This is a genomic window from Rossellomorea sp. QJM3NY_18, from assembly GCF_056173145.1.
This window is the reverse complement of sequence record NZ_CM149659.1, coordinates 3,278,063-3,293,841: the sequence shown is the minus strand read 5'-3', so window position 1 is coordinate 3,293,841 and position 15,779 is coordinate 3,278,063. Positions and strand designations below refer to the sequence as shown.

General features: G+C 45.2%; 14 protein-coding genes and 1 riboswitch. Of the genes, 9 read left to right on the top strand and 5 right to left on the bottom strand.

Features of this window, described 5'->3' with window-relative positions; genetic code table 11:
• Positions 1-91 precede the first annotated feature (91 nt).
• Entirely contained in the window at positions 92-247 is a 156-nt protein-coding gene (locus AC0VXY_RS17030; protein WP_475525971.1) for a hypothetical protein, read from the top strand.
• 208 nt (positions 248-455) lie between these two features.
• On the opposite strand, the gene AC0VXY_RS17025 is transcribed toward AC0VXY_RS17030, so the two are convergent.
• Positions 456-620, bottom strand: coding sequence for a hypothetical protein (locus tag AC0VXY_RS17025; protein ID WP_475525970.1), 165 nt, complete (start codon positions 618-620; stop codon positions 456-458).
• A gap of 257 nt (positions 621-877) precedes the next feature.
• Here AC0VXY_RS17025 and AC0VXY_RS17020 point away from each other — a divergent pair, with 257 nt between their 5' ends.
• The 3 genes from AC0VXY_RS17020 to AC0VXY_RS17010 all read left to right on the top strand — a co-directional run bounded on the left by AC0VXY_RS17020 (position 878) and on the right by AC0VXY_RS17010 (position 4,860).
• Positions 878-1,795, top strand: a complete 918-nt coding sequence (locus AC0VXY_RS17020; RefSeq protein ID WP_435989699.1) for a proline dehydrogenase family protein — start codon at positions 878-880, stop codon at positions 1,793-1,795.
• A 53-nt stretch (positions 1,796-1,848) separates the two neighbouring features.
• Positions 1,849-3,480 (top strand): L-glutamate gamma-semialdehyde dehydrogenase, encoded by a 1,632-nt coding sequence (gene pruA / locus AC0VXY_RS17015; RefSeq protein ID WP_430337248.1) that lies wholly within the window; start codon positions 1,849-1,851, stop codon positions 3,478-3,480.
• Positions 3,481-3,588: 108 nt separating this feature from the next.
• Positions 3,589-4,860 (top strand): PucR family transcriptional regulator, encoded by a 1,272-nt coding sequence (locus AC0VXY_RS17010; RefSeq protein WP_475525969.1) that lies wholly within the window; start codon positions 3,589-3,591, stop codon positions 4,858-4,860.
• Between the two features lie 125 nt (positions 4,861-4,985).
• Here AC0VXY_RS17010 and AC0VXY_RS17005 read toward each other — a convergent pair whose 3' ends face one another.
• Entirely contained in the window at positions 4,986-5,489 is a 504-nt protein-coding gene (locus AC0VXY_RS17005) for a GNAT family N-acetyltransferase (RefSeq protein WP_475525968.1), read from the bottom strand.
• A 483-nt stretch (positions 5,490-5,972) separates the two neighbouring features.
• Here AC0VXY_RS17005 and AC0VXY_RS17000 point away from each other — a divergent pair, with 483 nt between their 5' ends.
• On the top strand, positions 5,973-6,518 hold the full coding sequence (locus AC0VXY_RS17000) for a GNAT family N-acetyltransferase (protein ID WP_475525967.1): 546 nt from the start codon (positions 5,973-5,975) through the stop codon (positions 6,516-6,518).
• Positions 6,519-6,611: 93 nt separating this feature from the next.
• Here the strand turns inward: AC0VXY_RS17000 and AC0VXY_RS16995 are convergent, their stop codons facing one another.
• A complete protein-coding gene (locus AC0VXY_RS16995; RefSeq protein WP_475525966.1) occupies positions 6,612-9,596 on the bottom strand; it encodes a lamin tail domain-containing protein in 2,985 nt (994 codons plus the stop codon).
• Between the two features lie 403 nt (positions 9,597-9,999).
• On the opposite strand from AC0VXY_RS16995, the gene AC0VXY_RS16990 reads away from it, so the two are divergent.
• A complete protein-coding gene (locus tag AC0VXY_RS16990) occupies positions 10,000-10,542 on the top strand; it encodes an MgtC/SapB family protein (protein ID WP_475525965.1) in 543 nt (180 codons plus the stop codon).
• A 37-nt stretch (positions 10,543-10,579) separates the two neighbouring features.
• Here AC0VXY_RS16990 and AC0VXY_RS16985 read toward each other — a convergent pair whose 3' ends face one another.
• Together AC0VXY_RS16985 and AC0VXY_RS16980 are read right to left on the bottom strand one after the other, a co-directional pair.
• Positions 10,580-11,149 carry a glycerol-3-phosphate responsive antiterminator gene (locus tag AC0VXY_RS16985; RefSeq protein WP_475525964.1) on the bottom strand — a complete coding sequence of 190 codons (570 nt, stop codon included), beginning with the start codon at positions 11,147-11,149 and terminating at the stop codon, positions 10,580-10,582.
• A gap of 183 nt (positions 11,150-11,332) precedes the next feature.
• The gene (locus AC0VXY_RS16980) at positions 11,333-12,505 is read right to left on the bottom strand and encodes an iron-containing alcohol dehydrogenase (protein WP_475525963.1); all 1,173 of its coding nucleotides are present in this window, start codon (positions 12,503-12,505) and stop codon (positions 11,333-11,335) included.
• A 519-nt stretch (positions 12,506-13,024) separates the two neighbouring features.
• Positions 13,025-13,129: riboswitch (SAM riboswitch) on the top strand.
• 121 nt (positions 13,130-13,250) lie between these two features.
• Between AC0VXY_RS16980 and AC0VXY_RS16975 the strand changes: the two genes are divergently transcribed.
• The 3 genes from AC0VXY_RS16975 to AC0VXY_RS16965 are packed head-to-tail and all read left to right on the top strand — an operon-like array spanning position 13,251 to position 15,776.
• On the top strand, positions 13,251-14,276 hold the full coding sequence (locus AC0VXY_RS16975) for a methionine ABC transporter ATP-binding protein (protein ID WP_475525962.1): 1,026 nt from the start codon (positions 13,251-13,253) through the stop codon (positions 14,274-14,276).
• Entirely contained in the window at positions 14,266-14,928 is a 663-nt protein-coding gene (locus AC0VXY_RS16970; RefSeq protein WP_060674923.1) for a methionine ABC transporter permease, read from the top strand. The genes AC0VXY_RS16975 and AC0VXY_RS16970 overlap by 11 nt, the downstream gene beginning before the upstream one ends.
• Positions 14,929-14,939: 11 nt before the next feature.
• Positions 14,940-15,776: a MetQ/NlpA family ABC transporter substrate-binding protein gene (locus AC0VXY_RS16965; protein ID WP_435989713.1), complete on the top strand. Its 837-nt coding sequence runs from the start codon at positions 14,940-14,942 to the stop codon at positions 15,774-15,776.
• Positions 15,777-15,779 lie beyond the last annotated feature (3 nt).

Genomic DNA, 15,779 nt, shown 5'->3' with positions numbered 1-15,779 from the left:
TTTTGGGAAACGGTAGAGACGGAATCGTCCCCACTCTGCCCTAGAAGCCGGATGTGGTTTTGGGGAGTGAGCTTTTTGATGAAGAAGGCTGGTGAAAAGGGAATGGCCCGTTTATGCCGGCTTTTTATTTGGTAATGGAGTGCAGGATGTCATTGGGTTTGTTGGGGATTGTATTTCGGTTGTAAATATTGTCAAAAACATTAAGAAAATGTATGCAGCTGATCATCAAGGTCCCTGCTTATCATAGATATATCTATATTTCTCCTATAATCATCTTTGGTAGGACTTCTATTGTCCTTCATTGAGTCATTATCCAAATAATTGCGTCATTTCCAGGGGTGATTGCGTCATTTTACGGATAATTGCGTCGTTTTTTTATTTATTGCGTCATTTTCAACATAATTGCGTATTTCGGAAAATTATGGAATGACTCTGACTATACCTCCATTGAGCACCTAATCCTTATCTACATTGACTGTATACCCTTCGTCCGTGAATCCGTCTTTAATACCTTTAAGGACGGATTCCCCATTAAAGATAAAAAAGGTCAACGCCAGAATAGCCAGCAGAATAATAGAACCGAAGATGATGGAAGGTATCATGCCCTTTTTCTTTTTCATTTCCACGCCCCTTATCAACATATGTTTATTAATTAGGAAAACCATGATATAAAGTTTCAAATTATTCCATTTGCCTATTCCAACACCCCCCTTTTGTGCATCCACCATAACTCAACCCACAAATGTTTGTGGCTCGAGCACGTTGTTTCGGAGCCACTATTCCCGTTATAATTTTCTTAAGATTTACATTTCTTCGTTTAATCACCCCGTGCTTGAGGTAACAGTCACTATAAGAAGTATAAGGAGGTGTTGTAATCTTGGAAGCAATAAGTAAGCGCTTTTTCCTGTTTCTTTCCCACAATAAGGCATTGGATAAAATGGCTAAACGGTGGGGATCGAGATTTGGGGCTAACAAGCTTGTGGGTGGAGAAACCTTTTTACAAGCGATTCCATTGATTACGCAATTGAACGGGGAAGGATTTCAGGTAACGGTCGATCATCTTGGTGAGTTCGTCGATTCCACAGATGTGGTGCGGGAGAATGTCCAAGGATGTATTCAGAGTATCAGTGCCATCGCGTATCATGGGCTGGACACTGAAATTTCTGTTAAGCTGACCTCCTTGGGATTGGATATCAGTCAAGATCTTGTCATGGAAAACATGGAGTTGATTCTGTCGAAGGCAAATGAAAGCGGAATCACGGTCACTCTCGATATGGAGGATTCCTCGAGGTGCCATGCCATCCTTGACGTTTATAAGAAGCTCCGTCAAAAGTACGACAATGTGGGGACGGTGATCCAATCCTATCTCTATGTTTCAGATAAGGATGTGGAGGATCTCAATGAGTATTCCCCTTATTTGAGGCTTGTGAAGGGTGCATATAATGAATCGGGTAAAGTGGCGTTCCAGGAGAAGAAAAAGGTGGATGAGAATCTGAAGCATCTTATCAAGAAGCAGCTCTTGAACGGCCATTATACAGCGATCGCAAGCCATGATGATGCAATCATCGATTACACGATCGGATTAGTGAAAGAACACAATATACCGAATGACCGCTTTGAGTTTCAAATGCTTTATGGCATGCGGAACCAATTGCAGTCAGACTTATTGAAAAAAGGATATACCGTCCGCATTTACCTGCCATATGGCGAGGACTGGTTCGGGTATTTCATGCGACGTCTGGCGGAACGGCCGGCGAATATCGCATTTGCATTGAAGGGGATTTTCAGCAAGTAAACTTTTTATAAAAACATCCAGACAGAATGTAATCAGAAAGGAATGTGAAGAGAATGAGTAACGGAATTTACAACATCCCAACACCTACAAATGAGCCTGGTAATACATATGCCCCAGGTACGAAAGAAAGAGAAACGTTAAAAGCTGAATTAGAGCGCCAAGCTGGTCTAGAGGTTGAGATCCCGGTCATCATCAATGGTGAGGAAATCAAGACAGATACAGTGAAGCAAGTGGTCATGCCACATGATCACAAACATGTGTTGGCTACCTATTCACAAGCAGGTGAAAAAGAGCTTCACGATGCAGTGGAAGCAGCAATGGCTGCAAAGGATTCTTGGTCCAATATGCCATGGCAACACAGAGCATCGATCTTCTTAAAAGCGGCTGACCTGATTTCTGGTCCATATCGCGACGTCATCAATGCGGCTACCATGTTGGGTCAATCAAAGACAGCCATCCAAACGGAAATTGATGCGGCACAAGAATTAGCCGATTTCTTACGCTTTGGCGTGGATTATGCAAACCAAATCTATCAAATGCAGCCGGACAGCATGAAAAATATCTGGAATCGCCTGGAATACCGTGCATTAGACGGTTTCGTACTAGCGATCTCACCATTCAACTTCACAGCAATCGGTGGTAACCTGCCGTCAGCTCCTGCGATCATGGGGAACGTAGTTGTTTGGAAACCGGCGACAACGGCTATCCTATCAAACTACTACTTCATGCGCATCCTGGAAGAAGCTGGACTGCCTAAAGGCGTCATCAACTTTGTTCCTTCACGCGGTTCACAAGTATCAGAAGTGGTATTAACAGATCCACGTATGTCAGGATTCCACTTCACTGGATCTACAAGCGTGTTCCAGACGATCTGGAAGACAGTAGGGGAAAACATCACTAACTACAAATCATATCCTCGTCTAGTTGGGGAAACAGGCGGTAAAGACTTTGTCTTTGCTCACGAAACAGCTCAAGCAGACAAAGTAGTCGCTGCACTTGTTCGTGGTGCATTCGAATACCAAGGTCAAAAATGTTCAGCTGCTTCACGTGCTTACATCCCTGCAAGCATGTGGGAAGAAGTGAAAAATGGGGTCGTGGAAGAAACGGCGAAGCTTAAAGTAGGGGATGTCAGAGACTTCAGGAACTTCATGGGTGCGGTGATTGATAAACCTGCCTTTGATTCCATCACAAGCTACATTGACTATGCGGCTGATTCTGAAGAAGCTGAAATCATTGCCGGCGGTACGTATGATGATTCTGTTGGATACTTCATTCAACCGACTGTCATTGTGACAACGAATCCAAACTTCAAAACGATGACCGAAGAAATCTTTGGACCGGTCTTAACGATTTATGTATATGAAAACGATCAATTAGAAGAAACACTGACTTCAGTGGATACAGCTTCCATGTATGCATTAACGGGTGCGATCTTTGCACAGGATCGTGAAGCGATCATGCACTTGGAACGCCGCCTATCCGGTGCAGCTGGTAACTTCTACATCAACGATAAACCAACCGGTGCCGTGATTAACCAACAACCATTCGGCGGTTCACGCGGTTCTGGTACAAACGATAAAGCAGGCTCTGTTTTCAACATGATTCGTTGGACCAGTCCTCGTATCATCAAAGAAAACTTCGCTCCAACAACCGATATCACTTATCCGTTTATGGATGAAGAATAAATCGAACTCGGAAAGGCTCTCCCGTCATGGGGGGAGCTTTTCTTTTTTTATTGGGGGGATTAACGCTATAATAGGAATCATAAACACTACTGGAAAGGTTAGATTCCTATGGAAGCACTTGATGTAATCCTCCAAACAGAAGACATTCATAAAGCAACGGAATTGATCAGCTCAAAATTAGGCAATCCCGTCATCATAGAAAACAAAAATTTCGAACTGATTTCATACAGTTCCTCTTCTAATAAATTCGATCAAACACAGCTCAAGACTATCCTCACGAAAAAATGTCCGGTTTTCATCATCGATCGATTGAAAAAAGAAGGGATCGTCCACCAGCTCGAGAAACATACGGATCCGATCCGGGTGCAGGCGATGGAAGAGTTAGGATTCCACCAGCGTGTCGTCATTGCGGCAAAGTACCTGGGGAATACGATGGGGTATATCTGGGTCCAGGAATCCAGCCGTCTCCTCGAAAATGAAGAGCTCGCTTTCCTTGAAGAAATCTCTTCGCACCTTGGAAACCTGATCAATGATATGTTCGCAAAGGTCAATATCAAAAAGGACAGAAAAGAAGAAGTACTGTGGCATCTCCTGCAGCACGAGTACGGAAGTGAAAGCCAGCTCCGCCATGATGCATCCCTCGTCAAGCTGACCCTGCCGGAACGGTTCACGGTAGCGGTGTACTCGATCGCATCGTCGCAATATAAGTCCATGCTCGACCAACTGGAGAAGCTGGTCCAGGAGTCCAGCTTCAACACAAACATTTATTCACTGCGGACGGAATACCAGGTGATCCTCGTTCTCTACGGCAAAGCTGACACACCAGCTTCTTCCCTGGAATTAGCAAGGGACCTTGTCGAAAGGGTGAAGGAACAAACTGGGGAAGAAGATTTCTACAACTTCCTGATCGGGATCGGGAAGGAATACACCACCTTATATCAAATGAGAAAGAGTTTCTTGGAAGCGTCAGAAGTCATTGAAACGGCAAACTTCATTAGTCCGCGTCCGGAATCGATGCCCCGGGAATTTGCTCAACTGGGCATTTACCGGTACCTCCCGACACTCTATGAGAAGAACACGTCAAAGGATTATTACAGTGATGATTTGTTGTCATTGATTAAGAATGATGTGAAGAAACAGACGGATTTGCTTAAAACGCTTGAGGTATATTTGGCGAATGACGGGAAGGGGAAACAGACGGCGAATGAACTGTTCATCCATCCGAATACGTTGAATTACCGGATTAAGAAGATACAGGAACTGACTGCGATTGATTTTAATGATTTTAATATGAAGGTGTATTTGTATACGGAGTTGTTGTTGTTGAATAATGTGGAGGCTTATTATCAGCGGTATAAGGATGCGTTGAAGGGGATTTAATACCACATATTAATAAAGCTAGTGCTGGTTGATTTCCCCTTCAGGTGCTCGCTTTCCGCGTGGGGTGAGTTGAGCCTCCATCACCCCGATGCATAAAAAAGTAGTTTCGGAACAGTTGGAAATCTCTAAAGATCCCGTACGTTCCAAACGATCTCTCCTTGCTCCTCCCACGTGCTGTGGTGCCGCTCAAATCCTATCTTTTCTAGGACTCGGAAGGAAGCATCATTCCAAGCACCTACAGTCGACCAAAGCCTGTGGCGTCCGGTAGCAATCGCAGCGTCCAGGACCACGGACGCTGCCTCAGTCGCATAGCCTTTACGGTGAGCGCTGCGGAACAGCTCATATGCAATCTCCGGCTCTTCAAGTGTGGTACGGCCGATAATCAAGCCACAGTATCCGATAAAATCGCCTTCATCCCTGCGGCGAATAGTGAGAAGAGAAATGCCATTTTCGACTGCTTTCTTACGGATCTCGATAATATCGCTTCGAGCGGAGTCAAGAGTTGGCATGTCTACACCACGTTCGCCAACCAGTTTTCTTATCCAGGCTGCATCGGAAACTTCCCACATACCCAGATCAAGTCGTTCAGTTTGCAGCTGGAATGCCATAGGTTTAAAGAAATTTGTCATAATAGAACCTCCTCGTTATATCACCAGGGTAGAATGGGGACATTTCCCTTTCTACCGTTTCCTTTCGATTATCACCCCGAATTAGCCCAGAAAAGTAGAGTGAGAGCCGTCCCTGGTTTACATGGATGTGATATATATATCTTTTATAGAACAATGAACGTTAAAATATTCAGAAAATTATAATACAATTTTATCATATGTTGTGTTAATGAAAAAGAACAACTGTTTTAAGAATGGGGTCGAATTAGGGGGCTAAATGACTGGACAATCCGCAATTTGTTCTCGGGGAAATGAGCCATTTGTATGGAAGAGTATGTTAAACTTGTAAATAATGGATATTTCGATAACTGGTTAGTTTTATTAAATAAGAGCTATCACTGAAGATTGCTTTTTTAATTATTGGGAAGTGGTGTTGGATAAGATAGGGTTGTAAGATCCTTAAATAATATAGTCTCAAAACATTATAAAAGGAAGTGTGTACTATTGGGTTGTGAAGGCAAACTCAGTATTTCTTCATTAACTAATGACTTAATAGAGGACATCAATAAAACAAATGATTATTTTAAAGTGTTTGGTAAGCTTGTCCCCAGTTTACAATCAGGAAGGTGGTCATATGAAGAAGTTCTTTTTGAAGAGATTAGAGAAACACGTTTCCCAGATGACAACCTTGATTGGAGCCAATATATAAACCGAGAGGATAAAGCATTGTTCTTAGCTTATGTGAATAATACCTGCATAGGACAGATTAGGGTAATGAAGGAGTGGAATCGCTTCTGTTATATTGAAAACATTGCTACGAAGAAAGATTATAGAGGCAGTGGAGTCGGAAAGTTGCTTTTAAATAAAGCAGAAGAGTGGGCGAAACAAAGAGAACTTATAGGAATGTCCTTGGAAGCACAGGATGATAATCTTGGTGCATGCAGATTTTATGTGAAACAAGGATTCATACTAGGTGGAGTTGACACATTGAAGCAGTCCTATAATCCTGATATAGAAACCACTTTGTACTGGTATAAGTTATTCAAGTAACGGGGCTTTAACGGGATAAGAAAAAACCAGAGCCAAATTTTAGCTCTGGTTTTTTCACTCACTGAGATCCTTCTCTCCTATGACGACTTTATGCTACTCAATCCCCATATCATCCTTCATCAACTTCTTCATATCAATCTTAAGCATCCGGTCCATCGGGTAGGTGGTGGTGTAGCGGTATTTATTAGCCCCGGATTCGAATACGACGTACAGCTCCTTCTGTATTTCCACAATTCCCTCAGGCATCGGGATGGCTTCGACACTCTGACGGGGTTTGGCCGTGTGACCATCGAGGAACCATAGAGGTACTTGTTTTCCTTCGACTGTGACAAATGTATGAGGATCTTCTTTCAACGGATATTCATAGCGATACAGTACACTGTCGTTTGCCCTCCCATAAGAAGTGCTGAGGGTGACGCCGTTTCTTGCTGCTTTCTGCATGATGGCTCCCTGGACTTTTCCTGTGGTGGATAGGACGTAATCCGGTACGGCGTTGACATCGGGTGAACCATTCCAATGGTCTTTGCTCAGCATGTCGTTGTTTCGTTCTAAATCGTATCCGATCATCCATGCGTAGTGCATGTCTCCGTCCCTGTTCTCGATGTGATGAGTTGGATCGGTCGGATAGGAGCTTGCTTCATAGAATTCCCCGACCCAGAGGATGCCTTCATCGTAAACGGTGTAAGCCGCTTCGACGGGGATGGGAATCTGTTTGGTGAACTGGATTTCCCCGTTGTTTTCTGCATTTACCAAGTCGCTTAGATTGAAGCTGAATAAGTGGTTTTCGGACGCGACCCAGCCGTGATCACGACTGACGGTCACTCCGCCTGCATGCCCGGTATAAGGTGTGCCGTCCGTATTGTAGAGGACAACGGACTTCACTAGTTCTCCTGTTGTGCGGTCTGTAACGGTAATGGTACCCGGTCGAATCCCATCATCGACGTAGCCGATGGTAAGGAGCCAGTCTTTTTTCTTGTAATAGGTCAATCCTTGTGGAACGAGCCCTTGTGATAGTCCGGCGATCACCGGGCCGTCGGTACTGATATCCCACAGGTCCTGGTAGGCGGGATCTTTCTCATGTTGGGACCGTTCAACCTGGGTGATGAGCTGGTGTTCCGGTGTGACGGATACAGGATCTGATTTCTCCGATACATTCCCTGATGTATCCTCTGCGCTAACCTGTAACGTGTATGTTTGATGACCCACTAGCGTATAAAGAGTAAATTCGGTCTGGGATGGATCCACGGAATATTCAAGTTCTCCATCTTTGTAAATATGATAACGGTACAGATCGGTTTCACTGGAAGCGGCCCACGTTAAAACGGCGTCCCCGTTGCCGGCAGTGGCTACCACGTTGGTCGGTGTTTGCGGTGCTTCCTCATCTGACACGGGACGATCCGGTGCTTGGTCTTCAATGACCCATCCAGGTGTCGGACTTTGACCCGCTGCCAATTTTTCCATCGTCCGGGTATTATCCTTTGGATAGGAATAGGTGACGGTTTGTTTCAGTGAAACGTCGTCTCCTGAATACTCGGCTCTGACGACTTCGCGTCCATCAGGGTCGTAAACGGTCAGAGTATTGCCTCCGTTCACCAGGCCGGCTATATCATCTAGGACAATCATATCTTCTTCCTGAAGATACTTACTCTTATACCCATAAAAATAGTTATAGTTGAAAGCTTCAAGGGAGATAGGGTTGATGCTTGCGTTTCTGGTCCAGATCACCACCGTCTCCCAAGGTTTCACGATATGAGTGTCCCCGATTTCTTCATCCCAGTTATAGGACGCAAACCGATATCCTTTCAAATCGATCGGGTCGGGGCTGTTGTTGTAGAGCTCGAAGTATTCGAACGCATCATAACCTGCATAGTTATCTGTATTCGGAATCAATTCCGTGATTAACAGGTTTGGTGTCGGTACGTTTTCACTCGGTCCTGTGACGAGTGGTTTGGTAGGTTCAGATTCGTTTCCGACTTGATCGATTGCCGTTACTTCGAAAGAGTACTCCCTGTTCAATTCCAGAGGGGATACGTTCATGCTCTTTTGGTCAGCAGGGGCGGTCCCATAAAGCGTCCCGTTGATGTAGACGCGGTATCCAGCAAGATCACTTTCTGTATTGGCACTCCAAAGCAACTTGACATGATCTTTGCCAGGAGTTCCTTTCAATCCTGAAGGCGTGGCTGGGGCTTCACTGTCAACGACCGCTTGTGGGACAGCCCGGACTTCTTTGGTTGCCGGGGATTCATTTCCTTCTGCGTCCACGGATGTCACCCTGAACGTATAGGAATTCCCGTTCTCCAACCCCGTAAAGGTTGATGTGGCAACGTCCGTGGAAGTGATCGATCCGTCAGACGGGTAGACTTTATAGGAAACGGCACCGTCAGTCTCTTCCCAGTCAAGGGTAACCGATTGGTTGGCAGGAGTTGCCGTCAGGTTTGTAGGTGTCGCGGGACCAGCTACCTGTCCGCTCAGAACGACGCCGGGAGTCGGCTGTTCATCGTTATTAAGCTTGATCATCGCAGCAGAGGTTGTAGCCTGATACGTGATGCTCCGGTTCGTGATGCCGTCGACTTCTCCATCATTGATGAGAGCGGTACTGAGGACTGTGCCGTCTGCGTCCGCAATCCCCACCTGTCGAAGACTGCTGTCATGCAACCCTTGACCTGCTGAGGTCAGCTTGATTTCGTAAACATCTTCGGGCGTGAGGTACATCTCATAGTTGGAGTTGAAGTCCCAAAGCGGTACATCAGGATTGGCCAATTTCTTTAACCAGAGGACGAGGGATTTTTTCGCCTGGATGATTTTCTCTTCGATGGGCCAGCGGTTGGCCGGACTTGAGAAGTTACTTGTGTAGTATTGAAGCTGATAGTCTTGCAGGTTGATGGCTTCTGAGGTGGTATTATAGATTTCGACGTACTCATAGGGCTGTCCTGATCCTGCAGATTTGGTGACGATTTCCGTTATGATGAGGGGCGGGTTGGTTTCTTTCGCGCTTGCGTTGTGAACCTGAAGCCATAACAATCCTGTGAAGGCTAAAGCAATAAGGATGGCTATCCGGGTGATTGAGTGGTTTTTCAACTTCATTTCCTCCTTTTTTTATTGTTTATGTAAAAAAGAAAAGAACCCCATGGCAATGGAGCGCACGGTGACCGTACACACGATTGACACAGGGTTCTCCTCATCTCTACCCACTATATTCACTCTGTAATTCCATCATACAATGTACCCAAGCTAGAGGAAATGGGCATTTAGGTTTAATTTAGTGTATATTTAGAATTTTTAGATATATCATTGAAATTTAGATAGGTCATTGAAATGAAGCGGAAATTGGTGTATGATGAAAGGAATAAGATGATGCTTGGTAGGAAGAGTAGAAGAGATCCCCTATGAAGCGAGTGGTATGATTTTTTCACAATCGTGTGGAGAAATCATGTATTCGTTTTGTGGCGCGGTCTCTTTTTCATTTAAGGAGGATAAGATCATGGGGCATTACATGCATGAAGTAACGAATTTCTTCTGGCAGCATGATATCTATTTCCGGATTGTCGTGAGTGCAATACTGGGGTTCATCATCGGATGGGACCGGTCATCGAAAAATAAGCCCGCTGGTTTAAAGACATATACGTATGTATCAGTGGCATGCACGTTGATCACGATTGTCTCGATCGAGGGAGCAGAGATGCTCAGTCAACCGGGGAGCGGAAAGATGATGGATCCTTTCCGTCTTGCAGCTCAGATCGTATCCGGCCTGGGATTCCTTGGGGCAGGCGTGATCCTGAAGGACGGATTGAGGGTGAAAGGACTCACTTCAGCTGCGATGATTTTCTACGTGGGGGGAGTCGGCATCGGCATTGGAGCAGGATTCTATTCCATCGTCATCTTTGCCACACTGGTAACCTTCATCATTACGAAGATAGGAAATATTTTTGAAGAACGGGAGATTACGATCATACGAATTCGCCTCCCGTGGATCGGGAAAAAAAGAAAGACAGACGACGATGCAGAAAAAAAGGTAGGGACCTAAAAGGACTCGAACTCCTAGGAGTTTGAGTCCTTTCTAGTCAAAAATCCAGATTCCAAAGCTTCGGATCCCCGGAAGAAATAGCGAGGGCGCCGGCACTCAGCCCATTCAGAATATCCTGCTTATTACTGATCAAGCCACCTGCGATGATGGGCAGGGTAGTCATGGTTGTGAGTTTATCAATGACAGAAGGCATCAGACCAGGAAGGACTTCAATGGCATCGGGCTTGCAGTTATAGGAGATGTCAATCCCTTTTTCAAGTGCATTCCGGTCGATCAAAAAGAGACGCTGAATCGTCATCAAGCCTTCTTCCTTCGCATATTTGATCAAATTGCTCCTCGTCGTAATGATGCCAGCCGGCTTCCAAATTTCTGCTATGTATTTAATGGCACTCTTCGTATTGGACAGCCCATCGATGAAATCAATATGAATAAACGTGGTTTTCCCGGCTTCCTTCAGCTTTTTCAGATAGCCGTTCATCGTAATCAAATTGCCGGTAAGAATGAACACGATATTGGCGTTTGACTGAATGGCCTTTTCAAGGTCTTTTTCTTCCTTGATGGAAGCGATGACCTGAGATTGGACGATGTCGATAATGTTTGGTTTCATGTACTTGGCCCCTTCGAAAAGTCTGAATATTGGTTATTCTTTTAGTATAGCACAGTTGTTTTGGGGGTTGAGAGGAATAATCTTAGGTAGAGTAGTGAAGGTTCTAACAAACATGTTCACTATAAAAAAGCAGAGCCCAGGGAATCTCCTAAGCTCTGCTTTCCGTATTTGTTCAATTGATCTTTACGCTTTCACTAAAGATTCCTTGCCATAGAAAGCGGCTTTAAATAGCTCTTTCATTTGTTCTTGACTAGTCTCACGTGGATTGGTGCCTGTGCATGGATCTTCCATAGCATTTTCAGCCATTGTATCAACATGCTTGTTGAACTCATCTTCGGATACACCGTAGTCCTGAAGGGTGGTAGCAAGACCGAGATCTTTGTTCAATTGATAGATATATTCAACAAGAGAATCAGTCAGTTCGGTATCGTTATTTCCTTTCAGGTTAAGACGGCGGGCAATATCAGCAAAGCGATCCTCCACGACCTCACGGTTAAACTGGATGACGTAAGGCAGGTAAATCGCATTGGCATAGCCATGCGGAATGCCGAACGTTGGACCACTTTTGTGGGCAAGGCTGTGCACGTTACCGAGTACAGCGTTGGCAAAGGCCATACCTGCCATGGCTTGAATGGTGTGCATTTTCTTAGCGGCTTCCTGGTCGCCTTGATAAGAAGCAAGAAGATTATCCTTGATCACTTCAGCTGCGCCTAGTGATAGGATATCCGTATACATCGTACGCGGTTTAGCTACATAAGCTTCGATGGAGTGCGTGAATGCATCCATACCGGTATAAGCAGCAATGTGCTTCGGCAGTTCTTTAATCATAACCGGATCGATAATGGCGACATCCGGTGTTAGTTCAAAGTCAGCAAGTGGATATTTCACGTTCGTGGTTTCATCGGCTAGAACAGAAAGGTTGGATACTTCCGAACCACTTCCGCTTGTCGTCGGAATACCGGCGAATTTCGCTTTATTACGAAGACGCGGCAGCTCAAATGGCTTAATGGCATCTTCAAAAGCAAGGTCCGGGTGCTCATAATAAAGCCAGATCGCTTTGGCAGAATCCATAGCGGACCCTCCGCCGATGCCGATTATCCAATCCGGCTGGAACTCCTCCAGTTCCTTTGCTCCTTTTTTGACCATTTCAAAGGTCGGCTCTGTATTGAAGCCTTCCAATACTTTTGTTTCTATATTGGCAGCTGCCAGATGTTCCTGTACCTTGGTGAGGTTTCCGTTACGTTTAACAGAACCTCCTCCAATAACAAGTGCGGCTTTTTTACCTTCAAAAGACCGTAACACTTCAAGTGCATTCTCTTCGAAATAAATATCGCGTGGAATGGTAAAACGACTCATAGTAAAAATAGCCTCCTTCAGTTTCATTCATTGATGATCATTTTTTAGTGAAAAAATTACCCCTCTCGTTCTTCGGAGGGCAATGGAATGTAATATTCCCATTAATTGAATGTATAAAACATCCACGATTGCTCGCAAAGTATCTGGAAAGTTTCATAACGGACTTGTGGTAAGACAGAATTTACATACGAATGAAAAGTGAAAATCGCCATGCTACTTGCCACAAACGTAAGATCTCTCCGTTCTTCATAAGGGTGGAAATCAACTATAAGTCTCTTTATCAACCATTGGTCTTTTTTTATGGTTGGGCAGAATAATGGGGATATTTGCTTATGTAAAATTAGTGAATTGAACGAAATGAATTTATTAGACCAGTTAAAGACAGGCTAAAGTAACCAATTTGATGATGTCCTCCTTAATGAAATTTTTTCAAAAACAGGATTGACAACCCAACTGAAATCCTTTACCATTACCCTAATGCATAAACGCATCATAACTTTAATTTAATAAAGCGATATCTTCTTATCAAGAGAGGTGGAGGGACTGGCCCTGCGATACCTCGGCAACGGGTTCTTATGAATACCGTGCCAATTCCATCAAGTCATATGACTTGAAAGATGAGAAGAGCGGGACATATACATATTTTTGTGCCTCTCTTCTTATGAAGGGGGGCACTTTTTATTTTCAGGCATGTCCTTAAATCCAGGCATCAGGAAGAATACATAGGGAAAGGAGCAAGTCCTATATGATCAGAGTTCAGAATGTTACGAAAGTTTTTGAGACGAAGGATGGCCCCTTCACCGCTTTGAGGGATGTTTCCTTTGAAGTGAAGAAGGGAGAGATTTATGGCGTGATCGGATTCAGTGGAGCAGGAAAAAGCACGCTTGTCCGCTGTCTCAATTTTTTAGAAAAACCATCTTCGGGTGATATTTTCATAGAGGGGCGCAGCCTGAAGGACCAATCGCCCATCGATCTGAGGAAAGAGCGGTACCGCATCGGGATGATTTTTCAGCACTTCAATCTGTTTCAATCCCGGACGGTGGCGGGGAATATCGCCTATCCTCTGAAACTGGCAAAATGGCCAAAAGATAAAATCAACGAGAGAGTAAAGGAGTTGCTAGCGTTTGTCGGGCTGGAAGATAAAGCGAAGCATTATCCGGATGAACTGTCAGGAGGGCAGAAGCAAAGGGTGGGGATAGCAAGGGCCCTGGCGACGTCGCCTTCGATTCTGCTCTGTGATGAAGCCACATCAGCACTGGATCCTCATACGACGGAATCGATTCTGAATTTATTAAAGAGAATCAATGCGGAGTATGGCATTACGATTGTGATAATCACCCACGAAATGGGGGTCATCCGGGAAATCTGTGATAAGGTCGCGGTCATGGAAAATGGAGAAATCGTGGAAGAGGGAAGCGTCTTCGATATCTTCTCCAACCCGCAGACCCGGACGACGAGAAACTTTGTGAAGAGTGTCATGAATGATCAGCTGCCGGCATCGGTTCTTGATAAATTGAATGACAGCAAAGAAGGACGCATCTGCCGTCTCATTTTCAAAGGGGATTCAACGGGCACGCCGATCCTTTCCGAAACGGCAAAGAAATTCAATGCCCATATCAATGTATTGTTCGGACAGATCACGGAACTTCAGGGCAAGCCGTTCGGTAATCTCATCGTACAGATCATCGGCAGCAAGAACGAAACGGAAGAAATCCTGGAATATTGGAAGAACAGATTATTCGTAAGCGAGGTGGAGAAGCGTGCAAGTTAACTGGGAATTATTCTGGCCACGAATTATAGAAGCGACATGGGATACATTGGCGATGGTGTCATTCTCCCTCCTGTTTGCAACGTTGATCGGACTTCCCCTCGGCATCATCGTCGTGGTGACGAGGAAGGGGCACTTACTCGAACATAAAGCCGTCTTTTCAGTACTCAGCAGCATCATCAACGTGTTTCGTTCGATCCCATTCATCATCTTGATGGTGGCGATCATCCCTTTTACAAGATTGGTAGTGGGCACTTCGATCGGAACGGCGGCAGCCGTCGTACCGCTTGTCGTATTTGCGGCACCGTATATTGCAAGACTGGTAGAGAGCTCGCTCCTTGAAGTGGAACCGGGTGTCATTGAAGCGGCGGAGTCCATGGGGGCAGGGCCGTGGCAGATCATCTTCGGGATCCTCATTCCTGAAGCATTGAGCACACTGGTCCTGAATATCACAATCGCGACCATCGGACTTGTCGGGGCATCGGCCATGGCCGGGGCAGTCGGAGGCGGTGGCCTCGGGGATCTCGCCATTGCTTACGGATATCAGCGATTTGAAACATCCGTCATGATTGTGACTGTCATCATTTTAGTCGTGATGGTGCAGGGACTTCAGACAGCAGGAAATACATTATCAAAAATCATCAGGAGACGATAGGAGAGAAGAATATGAAAAAATCAATCAGCCTTGCAAGTATCGCGATTCTATTATTTACCCTACTATTGAGCGGATGCTCGGGAAACAGTGCATCCGGCTCTGGAGAAAAAGAAGTCGTGAAAGTCGGAGTGAATGGATCCGGGGTGCCGATTTGGGAGTATATGAAAGAGAAAGCAGCGAAGGAAGGGATTGACATCGAGATTGTGGAGTTTGCCGATTACGTGAGACCGAACCAGGCGCTGGCCGATGGGGATATCGACCTGAACGCCTTCCAGACGATTTCGTATTTTGACTCTTTCGTTGAAGAACATAATCTGGACCTTGTGCCAATCGGCTCGACGATCATCGCGCCGATGGGCATCTATTCGGAAAAATATAAATCGGTAGAAGACTTACCGAAAGGCAGTAAAGTAGCCGTCCCTCAAGAGGCGACGAACCTCGGCCGTGCCCTTCTCTTACTGGAAGAAGCAGGTTTGATACAACTGAAAGAAGGATTTGATCAGTCACAGGGTCTCGAAGCCATCAAAGAAAACCCGAAAAACCTTGAATTCACACCGGTCGTTGCTGCCCAGACACCGAGGGTACTGCCGGATGTTGCGGCATCGATCATCAATAATGGTGTGGCGGTGGAAGCAGGACTCGTCCCGGTCGATGACAGCATCTATATCGAAGGAGCGGAATCCAAGCCGTTCATCAATATCATTGCGGCCCAGGAAAAAGATAAAGACAATAAGACTTATAAAAAAATCGTTGAGCTCTATCAGCAAGATGACGTAGCGGAACATATCAAGAAATCATACAAAGATTCCCTGATCCCGACATTCGTGCCGGTCAGTGAATTGCATTAGGAG